At 65.5% G+C, this 20,016-nt stretch carries 13 protein-coding genes; 10 read left to right on the forward strand and 3 right to left on the reverse strand.

Features of this window, described 5'->3' with window-relative positions:
• Positions 1-147: 147 nt before the first annotated feature.
• From kaiC to ASC91_RS12555, 3 genes are read left to right on the forward strand one after another with little or no spacing between them, the layout of a single operon-like run.
• Positions 148-1,908: a circadian clock protein KaiC gene (gene kaiC, locus ASC91_RS12545; RefSeq protein ID WP_162247781.1), complete on the forward strand. Its 1,761-nt coding sequence runs from the start codon at positions 148-150 to the stop codon at positions 1,906-1,908.
• The gene (locus ASC91_RS12550; RefSeq protein ID WP_056197060.1) at positions 1,905-2,207 is read left to right on the forward strand and encodes a circadian clock KaiB family protein; all 303 of its coding nucleotides are present in this window, start codon (positions 1,905-1,907) and stop codon (positions 2,205-2,207) included. The genes kaiC and ASC91_RS12550 overlap by 4 nt, the downstream gene beginning before the upstream one ends.
• Positions 2,194-4,617 (forward strand): EAL domain-containing protein, encoded by a 2,424-nt coding sequence (locus tag ASC91_RS12555; RefSeq protein WP_056197062.1) that lies wholly within the window; start codon positions 2,194-2,196, stop codon positions 4,615-4,617. The genes ASC91_RS12550 and ASC91_RS12555 overlap by 14 nt, the downstream gene beginning before the upstream one ends.
• A 217-nt stretch (positions 4,618-4,834) precedes the next feature.
• Here ASC91_RS12555 and ASC91_RS12560 read toward each other — a convergent pair whose 3' ends face one another.
• Together ASC91_RS12560 and ASC91_RS12565 are read right to left on the reverse strand one after the other, a co-directional pair.
• Complete coding sequence (locus ASC91_RS12560) at positions 4,835-5,170, reverse strand: HPF/RaiA family ribosome-associated protein (RefSeq protein ID WP_056197063.1); 336 nt, start codon at positions 5,168-5,170, stop codon at positions 4,835-4,837.
• Positions 5,171-5,321: 151 nt separating this feature from the next.
• Positions 5,322-7,655: a nitric-oxide reductase large subunit gene (locus tag ASC91_RS12565; protein WP_056197271.1), complete on the reverse strand. Its 2,334-nt coding sequence runs from the start codon at positions 7,653-7,655 to the stop codon at positions 5,322-5,324.
• Positions 7,656-8,226: 571 nt separating this feature from the next.
• Between ASC91_RS12565 and ASC91_RS12570 the strand changes: the two genes are divergently transcribed.
• The 7 genes from ASC91_RS12570 (at position 8,227) to ASC91_RS12600 (ending at position 18,361) form a co-directional block, all read left to right on the forward strand.
• The gene (locus ASC91_RS12570; protein ID WP_157281515.1) at positions 8,227-10,908 is read left to right on the forward strand and encodes a DUF2235 domain-containing protein; all 2,682 of its coding nucleotides are present in this window, start codon (positions 8,227-8,229) and stop codon (positions 10,906-10,908) included.
• Positions 10,909-11,115: 207 nt separating this feature from the next.
• A complete protein-coding gene (locus ASC91_RS12575) occupies positions 11,116-12,039 on the forward strand; it encodes a hypothetical protein (protein WP_056197067.1) in 924 nt (307 codons plus the stop codon).
• Positions 12,040-12,054: 15 nt separating this feature from the next.
• Positions 12,055-12,510 (forward strand): hypothetical protein, encoded by a 456-nt coding sequence (locus ASC91_RS12580; RefSeq protein WP_056197069.1) that lies wholly within the window; start codon positions 12,055-12,057, stop codon positions 12,508-12,510.
• Positions 12,511-12,889: 379 nt separating this feature from the next.
• On the forward strand, positions 12,890-14,956 hold the full coding sequence (locus ASC91_RS12585; RefSeq protein WP_235531967.1) for a glycoside hydrolase family 2 protein: 2,067 nt from the start codon (positions 12,890-12,892) through the stop codon (positions 14,954-14,956).
• Between the two features lie 26 nt (positions 14,957-14,982).
• Positions 14,983-16,557: a beta-xylosidase gene (locus ASC91_RS12590; protein ID WP_056197072.1), complete on the forward strand. Its 1,575-nt coding sequence runs from the start codon at positions 14,983-14,985 to the stop codon at positions 16,555-16,557.
• Positions 16,554-17,426 (forward strand): PHB depolymerase family esterase, encoded by an 873-nt coding sequence (locus tag ASC91_RS12595; RefSeq protein ID WP_200955265.1) that lies wholly within the window; start codon positions 16,554-16,556, stop codon positions 17,424-17,426. Before ASC91_RS12590 ends, ASC91_RS12595 begins: the two co-directional genes overlap by 4 nt.
• Positions 17,427-17,446: 20 nt before the next feature.
• Positions 17,447-18,361 (forward strand): ThuA domain-containing protein, encoded by a 915-nt coding sequence (locus tag ASC91_RS12600; RefSeq protein WP_056197076.1) that lies wholly within the window; start codon positions 17,447-17,449, stop codon positions 18,359-18,361.
• Positions 18,362-18,546: 185 nt separating this feature from the next.
• On the opposite strand, the gene ASC91_RS12605 is transcribed toward ASC91_RS12600, so the two are convergent.
• Positions 18,547-20,016: an NAD-dependent succinate-semialdehyde dehydrogenase gene (locus tag ASC91_RS12605; RefSeq protein WP_056197078.1), complete on the reverse strand. Its 1,470-nt coding sequence runs from the start codon at positions 20,014-20,016 to the stop codon at positions 18,547-18,549.

A 20,016-nucleotide genomic window follows, 5' to 3' on the forward strand; every position in this document is an offset into this window, starting at 1 on the left:
GCTTCGGCTGACTCCATCCCGTTCAAATCGACAGGGAGAGACCATGTCAGCAAGACTCTCTTGCGCCCATCTGGGTGACCATGCCGTAGGGTCCTTCATGCAGCGCGCGCGGTGCCATGCGCGTCAGATCTTGATGCGGAAGGCCTTGTGAGAGTCGCGCGAACGGAGGCCGCACCGGGCAAGGCATCGACCGGCGTGGGTGGCTTCGATGACATCACCGGCGGCGGATTGCCGATCGGTCGCACAACCTTGCTGGTCGGTGGGCCTGGCTCAGGCAAAACGATTTTCGCGCTGCAATTCCTTGCGCACGGCGCGCAGGCCTGCAAGGAGTCTGGAATCTTTGTCGCGTTCGAGGAGCACATCGAGCGCATCGTCGCCAACGCGGGCAGCTTCGGCTGGAATCTGCCCGAGCTTCAGCGCAAGCGGCTGTTCTTCATGAATGCCCAACCGCTGCCCGATCTGGTGCAGTCCGGCGACTTCGACCTGAGCGGGATGTTGGCGGTTCTTGGGGCCAAGGCCGACGAAATGAAGGCGCGTCGCATCGTCTTCGATGCCCTCGACATCGTGCTGGCATTGCTGCCCGACGCGGCGGCCAAGCGGCGCGAGATCTACCGGCTGCATGAGTGGCTGCTGGCGCGCCAGTTGACTGGCCTGATCACCGCCAAAGCCGGCGGCGATGACAGCAGTCACAGCAACTCGAGCGGCCCACAACCGTTCGGCCTGATGCAGTTCATGGTCGACTGCGCGGTGATCCTCAATCACGATGTCGTTCAAGGTGTGTCGCAGCGAAATCTGCGGGTGCAGAAGTACCGCGGCTCGCGCTTCGACGAGGACGAATCGCCGTTCGTGATCGGCAATGGCGGCTTCGAGGTCGCCGTCGCGCGGGCGCAGGATCGCGGTGACGTGAAAGTCAGCAGCGAGCGCGTATCCAGCGGCGTCGCGCGTCTGGACACGATGCTGGGCGGCGGCTACTACCGTGGCGCCAGCGTGCTGATCACCGGCTTCTCGGGCACCGCAAAGACGACGCTGAGCGGCGCATTCGCCGAGGCTGCCTGCGGGCGCGGCGAACGCACATTGTTCGTCAGCTTCGATTCGGATGGCTCCGAGGTGGCGCGCAACTTGGCATCGGTGGGCATCCGCCTCGACCGATACAAGAAAAGCGGTCTGCTGCGCATGGTCTCGGCCCGCTCCATCGCTGGCAGCGCGGAGACCTATCTGATGCGCATCAAGACGCTGACGGCCGAACACAAGGCTCGCTGCCTGGTCATCGATCCGGTCTCCACATGGTCGGAATCGGGCAACTACCTGACCGCCCACAGCGTGGCCGAACGGTTGATCGATTGGTCGAAATCTGAAGGCATCACCTTGATCTGCACCCGTTTGCTGGGCGAGATGTCCAGCCTGGCCGAGGGCGGTTCACCGCTGCAGATCTCGGCGGTGGCGGACACCTGGATCCATCTCGACTACCTGGTGCAGGCGGGCGAGCGCAATCGTGGCCTGTCCATCATCAAATCACGCGGCACGGCGCATTCGAACCAGGTGCGCGAGCTGATCCTCAGCGACTCCGGCGTGACCCTGACCGATACCTATACCGCCGGTGGTGAAGTCCTGATGGGCACGCTGCGCTGGGAAAAGGAACGCGCCGAGCGTTCGTCGACCGACGCCGCCGAGGTCGCCCGCAAACTCAAGCGCGTCAGGCTCGATGCCGAAGAGGCCGAGCTGGAGGTGCGAGTGAAATCGCTGCAGACCGAGCTGGTTGCAAAGCAGGTCGAAAAGGCCTTGCTGGCCAGCGCCACCGAAAGCAGCGAGCGCGAACTGTCACGCGGCCACACCCGCATGCGCGAACTCCGCGGTGCCGATGCTGCAAAACCGGCAGCCAAGGCTGTCACGAAAGCGAGCACTCTATGAACCGCCGCAGCTTGTTCAAGTTCCGGCTCTACGTTGCCGGCGATGCGCTGAATTCGGCGCAGGCACTCGACAATCTGTCAGCCCTATGTCGCGTCCATCTGCCGAAGCGGCATGAGATCGAGGTGGTCGACGTGTTCCGAGAGCCCAAGCTGGCGATGGCGGCAGGCGTATTGATGACACCGACGCTGTTCAAGCTCTCGCCTTCACCGACCCGCCGCATCGTCGGCACGCTCAGCCAAGCCCAGCCTTTGCTGCAGGCCCTGGGGTTGCCGGAAGGCGGCAGCCGTGAAGCCGAATGAGCTACCGCCGGCTGACGATGTCAGCGAGGAGATCGCCAGGCTGATCGAATCTTTCCACGTGATCGAACAAAGGCTGGAGGAACTGACCGGGGGCGAGGTGGACACGGTGACTGACCAACTCGGCCGGACCTCCCTGCTGCGCCGCTCCCAGGAGCACTCACGCCACAACGAGGCGGTGAAGCAGGCCGCGATTCTCGATGCGCTGCCCGCCCATATCGCCGTTCTCGATGCACAGGGATCCATCGTTGCGGTGAATGAGGCGTGGCGCTGCTTCGCCACCGCGAACGCGCTGCAGGGGCCACGCTATGCGGTCGGTGTCAATTACCTGAAGGTGTGCGATGACGCGATAGGCGACGGAGGGAGCGAGGGGCCCATCGTCTCAGCGGGCATACGTGCGGTGCTGATGGAAGGAGCGAAGAGCTTTTCGATCGAGTACCCCTGTGACTCGACGACCGAGCAAAGGTGGTTTTTGCTGACAGTGACGCCGTTGGCCCAGCAGCGCCCGAATGGCGTGGTGGTCATGCACCTCAACATCACGGAGCAGAAGATCGGCGAAAACAGGATCAGGCGCCTGAACCGCGTCTATGCGATGTTGAGTGGCATCAATGCGCTGATAGTGCGCGCGCGCGGCTACGACGAGTTGTTCCGCGAGGCCAGCCGGCTGGCAGTCGACCTCGGCGCCTTCAAGATGGCCTGGATCGGTGTCATGGATCCCTTGACCCTGGAATGCAAGGCAGTCGCCTCGCACGGCAGCGAGCCGGGCAATGTCAACCCTATCCCGCCGAGTGCCCGCGTAGACGCACCGAGCAGCGACCGGCCGGCCTGCCGAGCGCTTCGGTCATCGCAGCCAGTGATCTGCAACGATATCGAGAGCGACCTGGCGATGGCGCCATTCCGCGCCGAGCTGCGGGGCGGGGGCTACCGATCATTTGGCTATTTCCCTTTGACGCTGCACGGGCAGCCATGGGCAGTCATGGCGCTGTTTTCGGGTGAGGCCGGCATATTCGATGCGCAGGAAATGCAGCTATTGCAGGAGCTGGCCGGCGATATCTCATTCGCGCTTGACCATATCGAGAAACTGGAGCGGCTGGAGTACCTCGCCTATTTCGACGTGCTGACCGGATTGGCGAACCGCACGCTGTTCCTTGATCGGGTGACATGGCATCTGCTCGCCGCTATCGCCGGCGGCCACCCCATGGCCGTGTTCCTGTTCGATCTCGAACGCTTCAAGAACATCAACGACAGCCTGGGCCAGGTGACCGGCGACGAACTGCTGCGTCAGGTCGCCGCGTGGCTGGTTCAGCAAATGGGCGACGCTGGTCTGGTGGCACGCATCGGTTCGGACCGCTTCGCCGCGGTGCTGCCGCGTGTCACGCGCCTGGGCGGCGTACGGCAGCTGCTGGAGCAGACTTTGATGGCGTTCTTGAACCATTCCTTCCCGCTCAATGAGGCGGTGTTCCGCATCTCCGTCAAGGTGGGTGTCGCGGTGTTCCCGGACGACGGCGCCAGCGCCGAGAGCTTGTTCAAGAACGCCGAGGCGGCCTTGAAAAAGGCCAAATCCAGCGGTGACCGCTACCTGTTCTATACGCCGCAGATGACCGCCTCGGTAGCCAGCAAGCTGGCACTGGAGAACCAGCTGCGACAGGCGCTGGAGAACGAGGAATTCGTACTTCACTACCAACCCAAGGTCGATCTGCGCAGCGGCTTGCTGACTGGCGCCGAGGCCTTGATACGCTGGAATGACCCACGCACGGGTCTGGTACCGCCGACCCAGTTCATTCCGATCCTCGAAGAGACCGGTCTGATCTACGAGGTTGGGCGTTGGGCCCTGCGCAGTGCAGTCAGCGACTATCTGCGCTGGCGCCGCGACGGCTTTTCAGCCGTGCGTATTGCCGTCAATGTGTCGCCGCTGCAGCTGCGCAATCGCGACTTCATCGCCGAGGTTGAGCAAGCCATCAGCATCGACCCGCAGGCAGCGGCCGGCCTGGAGTTGGAGATCACAGAAAGCCTGATCATGGAGGACGTGCTGCATAGCATCAGCAGCCTGCGCGCGATCCGCGCGATGGGCGTTCGCGTCGCCATCGACGACTTTGGTACCGGATTTTCGTCGCTGAGCTATCTGTCCAAATTGCCGGTCGACACACTCAAGATCGACCGTTCCTTCGTCGTCGACATGACCACCAGCTCGGAAGGCCTGGCACTGGTCTCGACCATCATCACGCTCGCGCACTCTCTGAAGCTCAACGTGGTGGCCGAAGGCGTGGAGACCGAGGCGCAGCGGCGCTTGTTGCAGGAGCTGGTCTGCAATGAGATGCAGGGTTATCTGTTCAGCCGGCCACTGCCCTGCGATGCCTTCGAGGCGCTCTATCTTGATCCGCCAGCGGGCGGCGCAGATCGGCTCGATGCATGAATCCGGCACTTCAGACTCGTCATGATGGTTGCATTTCGGGTGAGCGACATGATCTAAGCCCGCTGCGTCGCCGCTGCGTCGCCGCTGTGTCCACAGCGCCACGGCCCGACGCTTTGCTCGCTGATATGAAGGACAGCCTGTTCTGCGCCACGCATCAGGAGCAGGTCCGTGACGCCGCGTCGGCGCTTCGCCGCCGGCAGCGACGAAGCGAAGGCCGTCAGGGGTGCACGGGTTGATGCCGTGGATGATGCTTGGCAATCGCAGCACCGACTGCGCGTTTGAGCTTGTGCACCGCTCCGGCGATGGCCTGGTGCGCGTTGGCGGCGCTGTCGTTCACGACGATGGCCTCTTCGCCGCTGAGCCGTGCATCGAGCATGCAATGAATGTCGTCGGTTCCAGACTTGGCCCGGCTGTTCGCGTCGGACAGATGAACTTCGACGCGCGTGACGCGTTCGCCAAAGCGCCCGAGTGCGGCATTGACGACCGCGTCGAGATGGTCGGTCATCGCCGCGCTGCCGTCGGTGTTGGGGTCCGTGTGGAGCAAGATCTGCATGGGGTCCTTCAAAGTCGTGCGAAGCGTTTGTGCGGCCGGAGCTGTCAGCCCTAGTTTGTGCGGTGCGATCGTCCGGGTCCGTGCGCTGTCGCACGGTCGCGTACCGTGCCCGTCATGCCTGCAGCGGGCAGGGCGGGCGCGATCACAAGCACTACACCGGCAGCTTCGCGGGGACGAGCAATGGGCGTATCGACTTGGCGCCCTCCCGCACGCCGAGGTACGCCTTGACCGACGCGATCACCAGCGGCACGGCCCCGAACACGATGAACACCACGTCGCCCGGCATGCGCATCCATTCGAGCAGCTGCGAACGTTCGCTGGCGATGTAGTCCAGGCTGCGGGCATGCCAGTAGCCGTTGTGCAGGACGTCCCACAGCTGCAGCAGCCCCGCCGGGAACAGGCTCAGGCCCACCATCAGCGCCAAGCCGCCGTTGGTGCCCCAGAACGCGACCCGGACATACCTTTCGATCGCAGGCCAACGTGAGTCATCGCTGGTCTGGCGCAGCACGAAGACCATCAGCGCGATCCCCAGCATGCCGAAGACACCCATCATGGCCGAGTGCCCGTGGGCGGGCGTCAGCAGCGTGCCGACTTCGTAGTAGCTGACGATCGGCAGGTTGATCAGGAAGCCGAGCATCCCCGCACCGACGAAGTTCCAGAAGCCGACCGCCATCAGGAAATGGAAGGCCCACTTGTGCGGGATCTCGATGGCTTTGCCCGTGGCGTCGCGCACGCCGCGCGTGGTGCGCACGAAGTCCCATGCGTCGAGCGTCAGCAAGGTCAACGGAACCACCTCGAGGGCGGAGAACAAGGCCGACAAGGCCATGTTGAAGTTGCTCTGGCCGGTGAAGTACCAGTGATGGCCGGTGCCCATCAGGCCGCCGAGAAAATACAGGATCGCGTCGAGATAGATCACACGCAAGGCCACATTGCGGCGAGCCAGGCCGAGCTGGAAGAACGTGAGCGCCACCACGGTCGTGGCGAAGAACTCGAAGAAGCCTTCGACCCACAGATGGATGATCCAGAAGCGCCAGGTGTCGACCACCGTGTAGTTGGCCTTGGCACCAATGAACAGCGCCGGAATGTAGAACAGCGGAATCGCGATGGCGGCGACCAGGAACATCCTGACGATGGGCCGCACCGTGGGGTTCGCGAGCGCGTTGGGCCGCACCAGGATCCACAGCAGTGCGAACCACGCGAAGAGGCCGGCCACCAGAAGGTATTGCCACACTCTGCCGAGTTCGAGGTATTCCCAGCCCTGGTTGCCGAGCCAGAACCACCAATCGCCAAGCACCTGCGAGATTCCCAGCCATTCCCCGAGCAGGCTGCCGCCAATCACCAGGGCAAAGGCTGCGAAGAGCACGTGCGTCAAGGGTGCGAGCCAGCGCGGCTCGTCTTTGCGCAGTGAACGCCCGAGAAACAGCGCCGCAGCGACATAGGCGGTCGCGATCCAGAAGATCGCCAGCTGCAGGTGCCAGGTTCGCAGCAGATTGCTGGGAAAGATGCGTTCGAGGTCGAAGCCGTAGAAGCTGCCCGGGTCGGCGCGGTAGTGTGCGACACCGCCGCCGACCAGCGTCTGCCCCAGCAAGAGTACGGCGACCACCACGAAGAACTTGACCAGCGCTTTCTGCCCGTCGCTGGACTGGCCCGGCAGCAGCTGCGGCCTGACCTTGTGGCCCCGGGTGACCCAGCCGAGGTAATCGAACTTGCCGAAGGCCAGCAGCACCACGGCGATCCCGGCCAACAGCACCACGAGGCTCAGGGCGCTCCAGAACAGGGCTCCGGCGACCGGCCGGTTGCCAACGTTCGGGTCGTAGGGAAAGTTGTTGGTATAGGAATAGCTTTCGCCCGGCCGCACGGCGACGGAAGCCCACGCGGCCCAGCTGACGAAGGCTGTGAACTGCCTCAGCTCCGCGCGGTCCGTGATCAGGTCGGCCGAGAGCCCCCCATTGAGCGCCGGGTCGTGAAAGTAGCGGGTCCAGTGCTCGATCAGCTCTCGATGAGCCGCCGCTTGCGAGGCGGTCAGCCGCAACACCCCGGTGTCGGGGTCGTAGCGGTTGGTCTTCAGCTCGACCGCCGCCTCGGCGCGCACCGCCGCCTGCTGAGACGGCGTCAGATCCGAAAAGGGTTGCTGGTGACGCGCCAGCGCGATGGACTGGGCCGTGACTTCGCCCATTCGGTGCAAGGCCGCGGCCGCGTAATCTGGCCCAAGGTAGGCGCCGTGGCCCCAGATGCTGCCGTTGGCCATCAGCCCGTATTTCAGGAACACGGCCTGGCCTTCTGCGATGTCGTCGCCGCTGAATTGCAGCGAGCCTGCAAGGTCCGTCGCCTGCGCGGGGATGGGCGGTGCATTGCGGTAGGCGAGCAACGTGACTGCGATGAGGCCGGCAAAGCCGAGCGCCATCACGATCAACACGGTGCGGACCCACCATGGCGACAAGGGGCCGTCGTCCTCGTCGGTCAGAGGCAGCGCAGCTTCATTCATGATGGTTCCCAGCGGGCGGACATTGCCGGCCATCGTGCACGCCCCTCAGCCTGGTGTATGTGCGCCAGCAGACGCACGCGGCCGTTTTACGCGGCTGGCTTGGGCCAGCGAGTGCCCATCACCGTTTAGTAGTGGGAGCGCGCCAGCCCTTCCACAGTGTTGGGGATGCCTTCCTGAGAGAGGCCGAATGAAATCAGGCCCAGGGGAGGGGAGTGCCATGAACGCAATACTGGGAGATCGCGCCGTGGGCAATTTGGAGTTCCGAGCGCTGAAATCGGCGCTCGGTGTTGGCCTTGCGATTGGACTCCCACAGTATCAGCTCCGGCCCGGACAAGGCCTCCGTACCGCCCGAATGGAAAGATGCTTTCGCCCAGCTGGGTGAAGCGCCTGTCGTGAAGCGGCTACGGATGCACCGCGCCTATGACGCCTCCTTCGTGCCGGCCGCGGCCACGGCCAAGAAGCCCAGCTGGTCTCGGAGCTGGGCGTGGCACTCGCGTTCGACTATCACGTGCAGAACGGCGACTCACGCGTGCAGGCGTGGCCGAATTAGCCGCAGCGGCCTGAAAGGCCAGTGTGTGGCGCCGCCGGCGTCGATTCATTGTTGGGAGTGGGAGGGGACATGCCAAAGAGACTCGTGTTGTGCTCGGACGGAACGGGCAACAGTTCCGCCAAGGCGGAAAAGACCAATGTCTGGCGCATCTTCCAGGCACTGGACCAGACCGAGCCCGACCAGCTTGCGCACTATGACGACGGCGTGGGCACGTCGTCCAACAAATACCTGGCCGCCCTGGGCGGCGCGTTCGGCTACGGCCTCAAGCGCAACGTCATCGACCTCTACAAGTTCGTCTGCCGGGTCTGGGAGCCGGGCGACGAGATCTACGGCTTCGGGTTCAGCCGGGGCGCATACACCATTCGCGTGGTGGTCGCACTGATCGAGAGCCAGGGCCTGGTGCAGGGGCGGTCCGAGTCTGAACTGCATGCGCACGCGCTGGCGGCGTACCGCCGCTACCGCAACGAGACCTATCCGTCCTGGAGCCCCATCGTCTGGCTGGGCCGCCGGCTGCGCGACCTGCTGCTGCTGCCCTCGACGCTCGCCGGCAGGCGCCACATTCAGGACTTGCCGCCGGAGCGGCGCAAGGTCCCTATCCGCTTCCTTGGCCTGTGGGACACCGTGGCGGCGTATGGGATGCCAGTGGACGAGCTCAAGTGGGGAATCTCGCTGCTGATCTGGCCCATGGTGTCAAAGGACCATCACTTGAGCGTGCAAGTCCGGCGCGCCTGCCATGCGCTGTCGCTGGATGACGAGCGCCAGACCTTCCATCCCATCCTCTTCGATGAGGCTCACGAGGCTGCGCTGGTCGCCGCGAACAAGGTGCCGCCGGACCGGTTGACGCAGGTGTGGTTCTCCGGCGCCCACTCCAACGTGGGTGGCGGCTACCCGGAGGACCAGCAATCGCTGGTGACGCTGGACTGGATGATCAGCCAGGCCAGTGATGCAGGCCTGCGGCTGGACGCGCGAACCGTGCAGGAGGTGGCCCAGGAAAAGTCGCCCTTTGCCCGGCTGTACGACGCCCGCGCGGGCGCAGGCTCGTACTACCGCTACGCGCCGCGGCGCGTGGACATGGGCATGGACAAGACCACGGGCCAGCCCATCCGCGCCATCGTGCATGGCAGCGTTATCGCGCGCATCGCCTACGGCTCGGATGCCTACGCGCCGATCGCGCTGCCCGCCGAGTTTGATGTGCTGGCGCCGGACGGCTCGCTGCTGCCCATGGTGGGGTTCGAGGACCGGGGCATGAAGCTGTCCAAGTCCACGACGGCGCAGGCCAGCGTGGCGGCATCAAGGACCGAGAAGGTCAGGGTGGCCATCGAAAAGATCGGCGCGCCCTTGCAAGGCATGGTGGAACAGATCCGCGACACCGTCTGGTTGCGCCGGGTCGCGTATTTCGCGTTTTTGTTCGCGACGTTGGCGTTGGTGATTTATCCGTTGGACGCCAAGAAATTCGCCGCGGCGATGTTTGAAACGCTTGGCCGGGCCAACGAACAGCTGGGCGGCCGCGCGGAGGCTACATCGGACGGGATCAACGAGACCTTGAAGGGCATCGTCGAGCCCTGGAGGCCGCAGTTGCGCGAGCTGGCGCCCAATTGGGCCAGAGGCTGGGTCGAGGCCTTCTGCGAGCAGCCGTTCGGGATGCTGGTCGTCATCGCGATGGTGGGGGGCCTGTTCCAGGTCAGCAACTTCCTTCGGCAGCGCGTTCATGACCGTGCCTGGTTTGCCTGGCATGCTGACCGGCGCGAGGACTACGTGACCTGGGTCCGCGACTCGGCGAAGAACTCCACCCTCAAGGCGGCGGCGCTCCTGGGCGTCGTGGTGGTGGTGGTCCTTGCATACACCAAGTGGCAAACATGGGCCGATGTCAGCCCGGTTCTGAAGCTGCTGGTTGTAGCCCTGCTGGCGGTCCTGCTCTGGCGGGTGCGCGTCCAGCGGCGGATCGAGAAGGTCATCGACGGCCACGTGCCCAGCACGCCCACGCTGAAGGTGGCCCGGGTGTTGCGCAACAACCCGTTCCTGATTGGCGCGGCCTGGCTGATTTCCCGGGGCATCGTGCCGCTGATCTTTGCGTTGGCGCTGCTGTACCTGATCGTGGGCGGCGTCAGCCACTTCGTCGCGCGCAGCGCGGACTCGGCGGGAGCGTTCTGCACGCCTTCAAAATCTTTACGGGACGTCGGCGACAGTCCCCTTGCTCCTAACGCGCGTTTCGACACGAGCGAGGTCTGCTGGGCCACGGGCCTTTCCGTCAAGGCGGACCAGTCGTATGAAATCGAGCTGGACACCGGCGCCAGCCCGCCTTGGTACGACAAGGGCGTCGAGGCCAGCGTGGCGGGGCTGAAGGCACGGGGCTGGCCGCACAACCTCTTTGCGCTCATCAAGCGCTCATGGGATGTCGACTACTTTGTTCCCATGATTCGCATCGGCCAGCGCGGCAACGTCGAGCCGGCCTTGAAGATGCAGCCTATTGAAAAGGGCTCTGGCAAGGCGAAGCTGACGTTCACGGCGTCGCGCGACGGTGAGCTGTTCCTGTACCTCAGCGACGCCATCGTGCCGGTCCCCTACATTGCCAACTGGTTCTACAGCAACAACTGCGGCTCGGCGGCCGTGACCGTGGGGCCTTCGCCGTCCGCCTCGGCCGCGAGCACCGCCGAGGCCACCCCGCCGGCGCCGGCTGGCGAAAACTGTCCGCGCAGGCATTGAGCGTGCGATGCCCAGACCGCGTGCCGGCATCGCGCTCCGACGTGCAGCGGCGTCCATTCACCTGTTGCGGCGCGTCGAGCTTGCCGCCTTCTGGTGCATGAGTTTGCCTCGGGGGAATTTGTTGGCGGCCTCATTAACTTTTGGGATGAGCCTTCCCCCAGCGCCGCCGATCATTCACAGGCCTACAGGCTCAAAGGGGAGTGAGACATGAGCGTGCCATTGCGTGCGATTGCGGCCTTGGCCGTCCTGGCGTTGGCAGGCTGCGCCAACTACAAGGCGATCACCAACTTCGCCGTTGAGACCACGAAGATGACGGGTGCCGTTCGACAGGAGATTCAGCAGGTCGCCAAGCTGTGCAATGACGCGGCGGACGTGCGCGTCTTGCTGTCGGAATCAACGCCAACGGGCGATGTAGAAGGTGCCAAGGCGCTCAAGAAGAGCTGTGGGTTGACGGGTGACGCCACCGTTGCGTTCCAGGAGGTCACTGTCGACACCTTGGAGCTCTACGCCAAGACCCTGCTAGCGATGGTTGACGACAAGCAGTTCGAGGTTCGCAGTTCCATTCAGGGAACGGCCAAGAAGTTGAGCGCACTCAAGGACAAGGACGGCGCTTCGATCGTCAATCCAAAGAAGGTCACCGCTGTCGCCAGCGTGTTGTCGCTGCTCGCTGATGTCCTTGTGAAGGCCGAGCGAGAGGACGGCATCCGGCGGCTGGTGGCCGCAGGGCCGGACCTCGTGGCCAACGCGCGCGTCTTGCGAAGCTTTTTTGTCGACGAGGCCCAGCAGTCCAACTACGACGGCTGGCTGACCACGACCGCGCGCGTGACGCGGGGCAGCGAGATCAGTGTGGGCATGGGGAAACCCATGGCCGTAGCGGAGCCCATCCGAACAGCGGAACTGCGCCGGCAGATCGGGGTGACTTCGAAGGCGATCGACTCCCGCCTGGCCAAGGCGGGCAAAGCCGGCGATGTGCCCACCAAGATCGTCGCCGCCATCGACGCCTGGATTGTCTCTGTGCCGGTGTTTCAGCAAGAGGCGCTCAAGTCGGACCCGCGTGCGCTGCTGAACCAGTTGGACGACTTCCGGACCAAGACACTTGAGGCTCGGGATGCCATCGAGGCGGGCTTTTAAGCACAGGAACAGAGCATGAGCACCGAAGCGAACAATGAATCCACAGGCACTTCCGGGCCTGAGCAGCAACTCATCGCGGTAGCCCAGGTCGGGGATCAGCTTGACGAAGCCTCGCTGGCCTCGTTGAGAACGTTCCTGAACGACCAGCTTGATGCGCTCAATGAGGATTTGAAGAAGGCGACCGCGCAGGAGGTCATCGACGCCGTCCTGGCGACACAAGACCGCCTTGCAGCGAAAGCTACCGCTCTCACCGGCTTGAGCATCCTCTTGCAAGCAGGTGAAGCGAAGATTTCAGCTGAGCACATCAAGTCGGCGGTCGACGCGGCACAGCAGGTGATTGCCAAGGTCAAGAGCGTCAAGGCCAAGCTCGCCAAGATTGGCGCCGTCATCGACTTCGCTGCAGCGGTGCTGACGGGCAACGGCAAGACGATCGTGGAAGGTGCGGAGACCTTGAAGGAAGCGCTTAAATAAGTGGAGTAGTCGCTGCGAGGGACCGAGTGCGTCGATTTCTTGGCGCCTTTGTGGGAGGTAGCGCAGGATGAAGCCATTGCTGCGAGCACTTGGGCCGCAGTGCTTGGCGCTGCTATTTGGCAAGCTGAAGTTCCTCATGGGCGCCGCACGCCATTGATTTTACATAATGCACATTGTCGACAAACCAGGTGGTTGACGCGGTGTTGCGATAGAGCGCTTTCGAATTGGGTTCCTACACTTCCGGTACTTGCTGCCTGTTGTGTTCATGCTCCTGATGCTCCCATCAAAAACTTATGTCCTCGTTGATGACCAACTTCTTCCACGCGTCAGCAAAGGTGCGCTTCCAGGGTCAGCCCGACCGGCCCTTGCAGAGAACCTCATGACGAAGTCTCGAAGAATTCGGCACGCCCTGTTGGGGCGGGCAATGCAGCAGCTGTCACTGGCCTTGGCGGTGATGTTGACAGCCATGCCCGTGATGGCGCAGCGTCAACAGCTTCTGCTTGATGGGCCTTGGCGCTTCCAGGCTGGAGACGCCAAGGCGGCGGCCGAGCTGGATGATTCCACCTGGGCGCGGGTCGTCTTGCCGCACAGCTTCAATGCCGTCGACGGCGAAGCGGGCGGCGCCTACTACCGCGGCGCCGCCTGGTACCGGCGCGTCCTGGAGCGCCCAGCCGCAGCCGCGGGCCGGCGCCAGTTCCTGGAGTTTGACGCCGCCACGATGGCCGCCGAGGTCTGGGTCAATGGCCAGCGCGCCGGCCGCCACGACGGCGGCTATGCGCGCTTTCGCTTCGACATCACGAACCTGCTCCGCCCCGGCCGCAACCTGCTTGCCGTGCGCGTAGACAACGGCGCGCTGCCGCAGGTGGCGCCGCTCGGCGGCGACTTCACCGTCTTCGGCGGCCTGGTGCGGCCGGTGCGCCTCATCGAGACCGACGACGCCCACATCGAGCTGCTCGACCACGGCGGCCCTGGCGTCCAGGTCGACACCGAGGCCCTGACCTCCGCGGCAGCACAGCTGAAGGTGCGCGTGCAGCTGCGCAACGACGGCGCCCTGCCCGCCCGGCGCCTGCTGCGCCTGACACTGCGCGACGCCGCGGGCCGCACCGTGCTGCAGCAGAGCCAGGCGGTGGAGCTGCCGGCCGGCGCAGCCGACGACGCAAGCGTGCAGCTGAACGTAGCCAAGCCGCACCTGTGGCAAGGCGTGTTCGACCCTTACCTCTACCGGCTGAGCGCCGAACTGCTCCAGGGCACCAGCGTGCGTGACAGCGTGCAGCTGCCGCTGGGCCTGCGCCAGGTCGCCGTCGACCCGCAGCGCGGCTTCCTGCTCAACGGCAAGCCCTACCCGCTGCATGGCGTCAACTACTTCCACCCCGGCCGCCCCGGCCACGGCGTGGCCGTGGGCGATGCCGAGGTCGACGAGGACTTGCGCATCCTGATGGAGCTTGGCGTCACCGGGCTGCGGCTGGTGCACTACCAGCACCCACCGCGCGTCTACGAACGCGCCGACGAACTTGGCCTGGTGCTGTGGACCGAGATCCCGCTCAACGCGGCGATGAGCGAGGCGCCGGCCTTCCGCGACAACCTGTTCCAGCAGCTGCGCGAGCTGGTGCGCCAGAACCGCCACCACGCATCGGTGGCCGTCTGGGGCGTGGGCAATGAGGTCTACCGCTCCGACGACGCTATCCGCGACCTGCTCGGTGAGCTGCACCGCCTGGCCAAACAGGAGGACCCGGCACGCCTGACCACCTATGCGCACTGCTGCGCGCCGGACGACCATCCCATGGCGCTGCAGACCGACCTGGCCTCCTACAACCGCTATTGGGGTTGGTACGACGGCGAATTCACCGACATCGGCCCCTGGGCGGACCGCCTGCATGCCAAGCTGCCGGCCAAGCCCATCGGCCTGGGCGAATACGGCGCCGGCGCCAGCGTGCTGCAGCAGGAAGACCCGCCGAAACGGCCGCAGCCGGGCGCGCGCTGGCACCCCGAGCAGTACCAGGCCCTCTTCCACGAGGCCTATGCCCGCCAGCTCTCGGCGCGCCCCTTCTTGTGGGGTCATTTCGTCTGGCTGGGCTTCGACCATGCCTCGGCAGGCCGCAACGAAGGCGACGCCCCCGGCGTCAACGACAAGGGCCTCGTCACCTACGACCGGCGCTTCCGCAAGGACGCCTTCCTGCTCTGGCAGGCCTGGTGGCAGCGCGAGCCCGTGCTGCACCTGGCCAACCGCCGCGCCAGCCCGCGGCCCGCGGGCACCGTGGCCGTGAAGGCCTACAGCAACGGCCGCCAGGCCAGCCTGGAAGTCAATGGCAAGCCGATGGGCACCGTGCCCGTCGTCGACCGCATCGCCGCCTGGCCTGCGGTGCCACTGGCGCCGGGCCGCACCACCCTGCGCGTGCGCGATGAGCGCGGCGCCACCGACAGCATCGAATGGGACATCCAACCTTGAACGCCATCCCGCGCCGCCCCACCCTCATGATCAAACGCCTGACTTCCCTCTCTGCCGCCGTGCTGGCGCTGAGCCTGTGCGCCCAGGCGGGCGCCGCCGGCCCGGCCGAACGCAAGGTCGACCTCGACATCGCTGCCGCGAAGGCGCCAGTCGATCGCTTCTTCGATCTGGCGGTCGGCTCCGACTATGTCGGCACCACGGGTCGCCCGGAGAACCTCGCACAGCTGAAGACCGCCGTCGACGAACTGGGCTTTCGCTCCGTGCGCTTCCACGACGTCTTCCACGACGTCTACGGCACCGTGAAGAAGGAAGGCGACAAGCTGGTGTTCGACTGGAGCGGCATTGACCGCGTGTACGACGCCTTGCTCGTCCGCGGCATCAAGCCCTTCATCGAACTGGGCTTCTCGCCCAAGGTGATGACGACCTCCAACCTCACCATCTTCCACTGGAAGGGCAACACCTCGCACCCGCAGCCGGGGCCCTGGGCCGAGCTGATCGATGCCTTCGCGCGCCATTTGATCCAGCGCTACGGCGCCGAAGAAGTGCGCAAGTGGCCGTTCGAGGTCTGGAACGAACCCAACCTGGACGGCTTCTGGGAGAAGGCCGACCAGAAGGCCTACTTCGAGCTCTACGCCAACACGGCGCGCACCCTCAAGAAGGTCGACCCGGCGCTGAAGGTGGGCGGCCCGTCCACTGCCGGCGCGGCCTGGGTGCCCGAGCTGCTGGCCTATGCCAAGCAGCAAGGCGTGCCGGTGGACTTCGTCACCACCCACACCTACGGCGTGACCGAGGGCTTCCTCGACGAATACGGCCAATCCGACCGCATCCTGGCCCCCGACGCCAACTCCATCATTGGCGACGTGCGCCGCAACCGCAGCGAGATCGAGGCCTCGGCCTTCCCCGGCATCCCGCTGTACATCACGGAGTGGAGCACCAGCTACAACCCGCGCGACAAGGTGCATGACAGCTACATCAGCGCACCGTGGATCCTGACCAAGCTGCGCGGCACGCGCGGCTACGCGCAGGCGATGAGCTACTGGACCTACAGCGACCTGTTCGAGGAGCCGGGCCCGCCGGACCGCGCCTTCCATGGCGGCTTCGGCCTGATGACGCGCGACAGCGTGCGCAAGCCGGCGTGGTTCGCCTACAAATACCTCAACGCCTTGCGCGGCAAGGAGGTGCCCAGCAAGGACGACAAGGTGCTGGCTGCCGTGGATGGCGGCAAGGCCGCCGTGGTGGTCTGGGACTGGCAGCATCCCGACCAGAAGAAGAACAGCAACGGCGTCTTCTTCGGCAAGCCGGTGCCCAACGGCCCAGCACCCGCCGTCACGCTGAACCTGCGCAACGTCAGCGCCGGCAACTACCGCGTGCTGGTGCGCCGCACCGGCCACAAGGTCAACGACGCCTACACCGCCTACCTCGAAATGGGTGCACCCAAGGACTTGAGCGCCGAACAGCTGGCCCAGCTGCAAAGCCTCACCGAGGACCAGCCCGAGGCGGACCGCATCGTCAAGGTCGGCAAGGACGGCAAGCTGCAGTGGAAGCTGACCATGCGCAGCAACGACATCGCGCTGGTGACGGTGGAGCCCGTCAAGCCATGAGACGGCTGCATTCGACGGTGGCGCGGCGAGTGCTGGGCGCCTTACTGCTCCTCTGCGCGCTCGCCGCCTGCGGCGGTGGCTCGGCGTCCGAGAGTTCCTCGACGCCAACGCCCACGCCACCACCCCCGGCACCAGTCGCCACCGGCAGCGCCGGCTGCGGCATCACGGCCAAGTTCAGCACCGGCCTGCAGTCGATCACGTCGGACAACGTCCAGCGCAGCTACTGGATCGAGATGCCGGCCGGCTACGACCGCAACAAGACCTATCCCGTCGTCATTGGCCTGCACTGGCGTGGCGGGAGTGCCAACGATGTCTATACCTGGGGCGGTTTCTTCGGGCTGAAGCCGCTGTACGGCAACAACGCCATCTTCATCGCCCCGCAAGGCCTGGATGCCGGCTGGGCCAACGACGGCGACCGCGACATCCGCTTCATGCGCAGCATGATCAGCCAGGTCCAGCAAGGCGTGTGCACCGACCCGCAACGGGTGTTCGCCACCGGCTTCAGCTTCGGCGGCATGATGTCCAACGCCATCGGCTGCCAGATGGGTGACGTGGTGCGAGCCATCGCCCCGCTGTCCGGCTCGCTGTGGAGTGGATGCGGCAGTTCGGCGCATCGCGTCGCCGCCATCTTCGACCACGCCATGGATGACAACGTCGTGCCCTACTCCGCCGGCGAGGATGCCCGCAACACCTTCCTGGCCCGCAACAGCTGCAGTGCCACGACCAAGCCCATCGGCACCAACGGCTGCGTGGAGTACCAGAGCTGCAGCGCGGGCAAGCCGGTCGTCTGGTGCGGCCACGCGACCGGCGGGCATTGGCCGCCCGGCTTCTCGGCAGCCGAGACCAAGGCCTTCTTCGACCGCTTCTAGCGCGGCCATCGGGTGCATCCATGGGACGTGACCGCAGGACCTTCCTGTTCACCGCACTGGCCTTGGCAGCGGCCGGCCTGCCACTGCTGACGCGCGCCGCCGAAGCCCCGCGCATCCGAGTGCTCATCATCGAGGGCATCAGCAACCACGACTGGCCACGCCGGCTGGAGCTGGTGCGCGAGATCCTCGCCCGCGACGGCGCGTTCGAGGTGGACGTGTCCATCACGCCACCGGATGCAAGCGACCCCGCCGCCTGGGCGCGCTGGCGGCCCGACTTCACGCGCTACGACGTGGTGCTGTCGGGCTACAACAACCTCGGCGGCAAGCCGGGCTGGCCGGCCGAAGTGCAGCGCGCCTTCGAGGCCTTCGTGCGCGGCGGTGGTGGCTTCTACGTCTACCACGAGGCGAACAATGCCTTCGCCGAGTGGCCCCAGTACAACGAGATGATCGGCCTGGGCTGGCGCGACAAGCACTTCGGCTCGGCGCTGCTGGTGCGCGAGGACGAGACACTGCAGACCGTACCGGCCGGTGACGGCGACGACACCTGGCACGGCGATCGCACCGACACGCTCGTGCACCAACGCGGCCAGCATCCCATCCATGCCGGCCTGCCGCGCAGCTGGCGGGCCGCCGACATGGAGGTCTACCGCTACGCCCGCGGCCCGGCCCGCAACGTCGACGTGATCGCCTATGCACACGACGGCGTGGACGGCCGGCAGTTCCCCGTCGAATGGACCGTGAGGTACGGCCGGGGCCGCGTCTTCGTGTCCGCCTACGGGCATGTCTGGTTCGGCCATGGCGCATCGCCGGGCATGCGCTGCGCCGCCTTCCAGTCCGTCATGCCGCGTGCCTTGAAATGGCTGGCGGGGCGCAACCCCGACACCCAGCTGCCGGCCGACTTCCCCGGGCCAGACGCCACCTCGCTGCGACCCTGACGGCGGGTACCCGTCCTGGACTACGTCCGCGTCGGCAAAGCCGTCGAGTTCATCGACGAACACCGGCGTTTGGCAAACCTTCCTGCGGCGTTCGAGCAAAGACGCACCACGTTGATCTTTGCGGCCAGTGCCGGCGTCACCGGACACAGCATTTGAAAGGCGGCCTTGCAGAAAAGGTTATGACCTCAAAGCTGCCCCTGGCACACGTATTTCAGGTGCATGTAGTCGTCCAGGCCGTGCACCGAGCCCTCGCGCCCATAGCCTGACTCCTTGACGCCACCGAACGGTGCCGCCTCGGCAGCTAGCGCGCCTTCGTTGACGCCCACCAGGCCGGTCTGCAAGGCCTCCGCCATGCGCCAGATGCGCCGCACGTCGGTGGCATAGAAATAGCCCGCCAGACCGAAGGGTGTGTCGTTCGCCGCGCGGATCACGTCGGCTTCGGTCTCGAAGCGAGTGATGGCCACCAGTGGTCCGAAAGTTTCCTCGCAGGCGCAGGCCATGCCGCCGTCGGCGCCGACCAGCAGCGTCGGCGCGAAGTAGTTCGGTCCGAGGGCCGGCAGCCGCGCGCCGCCGACCAGCGTGGCCGCACCGCGCTCAACGGCGTCTTGCACATGGCGCTCGATCTTGTCGACGGCCCTCGCGTTGATCATCGGCCCGATCTGTGAGGCCGGGTCGCTGGCCGGGCCGACCTTGAGCGCCGAGATGCGAGCGGCCAGCTTCTCGACGAAGGCGTCGTGCACGGGCGATTGCACGAACACCCGGTTCGGGCTCACGCAGGTCTGCCCGCCGTTGCGGAACTTGGCCACCATCAGGCCCTCGACGGCGGCATCGAGGTCGGCGTCCTCGAAGACGATGAAAGGCGCGTTGCCACCCAGTTCCAGCGACAGCCGTTTGAGCGTGTCGGCGGCGCGACGCGCCAGATGCTTGCCCACTGGTGTGGAGCCGGTGAAGGTGATCTTGCGCACGCGCGGGTCGTCGAGCCAGACATCGACGACCTCGGGCGTGCGTTCACGCGAAGCTGTCACGATGTTCAGCACCCCCGCGGGGACGCCTGCCTCCTCGGCCAGCTTGACCAGCGCCAGCGAGGTCAGTGGCGTGTCCTCGGCCGGCTTGCAGACCACGGTGCAACCGGCGGCCAGCGCAGGGGCGATCTTGCGCGCGATCATCGCCGCAGGGAAATTCCAGGGCGTGATCGCGGCGACCACGCCGACCGGTTCCTTCAGCGCGAACATGCGCCGGCCGGGCACCGACGCGGGGATCACGTCGCCGTTGGCACGCGTGGCTTCGGCAGCGAACCATTCCACATAACTCGAAGCGTAGGCAACCTCCCCTCGCCCCTCGGCCAGCGGTTTGCCCTGCTCACGCGAGATCAGGCGGCCCAGGTCATCCTGGTGCGCGAGGATCAGTGCGTTCCAGCGATTGAGGATCTGCGCCCTTTGCTTGGCCGGCATCGCACGCCAGATCGGAAAGGCCGCATGGGCCGCCTCAAGCGCCGCAGCAGCGTCGAGAGCACCGCTGTCCGGCACAGTGGCGAACACCGCGTCGGTCGCCGGGTCGGTCACCCCGAAACGTTGGCCCTCCAGCGCCTCGCGCCATTGCCCCGCGATGAAGTTGCGGCCGGGCAGCAAGTTGTCTTGTTGAATCGTCAACGGCAT

It is taken from the genome of Pelomonas sp. Root1237 (assembly GCF_001425055.1).
In the GTDB taxonomy this organism is placed as follows: Bacteria; Pseudomonadota; Gammaproteobacteria; order Burkholderiales; family Burkholderiaceae_C; genus Pelomonas.

Bases quoted from the DNA above. Each gene is read 5' to 3' on its own strand.
- ASC91_RS12550 (WP_056197060.1), top strand. From the start codon at position 1,905: ATGAACCGCCGCAGCTTGTTCAAGTTCCGGCTCTACGTTGCCGGCGAT.
- ASC91_RS12560 (WP_056197063.1), bottom strand. From the start codon at position 5,170: ATGCAGATCTTGCTCCACACGGACCCCAACACCGACGGCAGCGCGGCG.
- ASC91_RS12565 (WP_056197271.1), bottom strand. From the start codon at position 7,655: ATGAATGAAGCTGCGCTGCCTCTGACCGACGAGGACGACGGCCCCTTG.
- ASC91_RS12575 (WP_056197067.1), top strand. From the start codon at position 11,116: ATGAGCGTGCCATTGCGTGCGATTGCGGCCTTGGCCGTCCTGGCGTTG.
- ASC91_RS12580 (WP_056197069.1), top strand. From the start codon at position 12,055: ATGAGCACCGAAGCGAACAATGAATCCACAGGCACTTCCGGGCCTGAG.
- ASC91_RS12585 (WP_235531967.1), top strand. From the start codon at position 12,890: ATGACGAAGTCTCGAAGAATTCGGCACGCCCTGTTGGGGCGGGCAATG.
- ASC91_RS12590 (WP_056197072.1), top strand. From the start codon at position 14,983: ATGATCAAACGCCTGACTTCCCTCTCTGCCGCCGTGCTGGCGCTGAGC.
- ASC91_RS12595 (WP_200955265.1), top strand. From the start codon at position 16,554: ATGAGACGGCTGCATTCGACGGTGGCGCGGCGAGTGCTGGGCGCCTTA.
- ASC91_RS12600 (WP_056197076.1), top strand. From the start codon at position 17,447: ATGGGACGTGACCGCAGGACCTTCCTGTTCACCGCACTGGCCTTGGCA.
- ASC91_RS12605 (WP_056197078.1), bottom strand. From the start codon at position 20,016: ATGCCGTTGACGATTCAACAAGACAACTTGCTGCCCGGCCGCAACTTC.